The sequence below is a fragment of the Exiguobacterium sp. s132 genome (genome assembly GCF_018617235.1).
Classification (GTDB): domain Bacteria; phylum Bacillota; class Bacilli; order Exiguobacteriales; family Exiguobacteriaceae; genus Exiguobacterium; species Exiguobacterium profundum.
In genome coordinates, this window is sequence record NZ_JACSJU010000014.1 from 1 (window position 1) to 478 (window position 478).

Genomic DNA, 478 nt, shown 5'->3' on the forward strand with positions numbered 1-478 from the left:
AACACCGCATGCTCCGGATGATAATAACGTGCCATCAAATAGTAAAGCTTCAAATCCTCATCGTAGTAATACGAGGCATAACGGATTGGTTGATCATTAATTTTTTCATCATTCACGTTCTTCGTGACCGGCTTACCCCAGGAGTCATACGTATACTCTGCAGCCAGGGTTCCAGTCTCATCTGTGATGGCAACGATATCTCCGCGGTAGTTGCGGTGGTAGTTATACCAGGACCCATCAACTTTTAGACCGACGAGGAGATGATTCGCACCGTAGACATATTCACGGATGTAATTCCCTTGCGCATCCGTTTCGGCCAAGAGACGATTCGAGTCACCGTCGTAATGGAAGCGAATCGTGCCATTCGGCCCCCGCTTCTCGATACGACGTCCCTGCTCGTCATAGGTGAACTGCCATGCTTTCGTACCGCCAGTCTCTTGGATTGCAGTCAGGTTACCCAAGGCATCCCACGTGTACG

At 49.8% G+C, this 478-nt stretch carries 1 protein-coding gene; it reads right to left on the reverse strand.

The genetic code is table 11. The features are described 5' to 3' along the window. The coding region (locus tag KNO78_RS15505; RefSeq protein WP_374193988.1) for an RHS repeat domain-containing protein at window positions 1-461 on the reverse strand (461 nt) is incomplete at its 3' end. Window positions 462-478 lie beyond the last annotated feature (17 nt).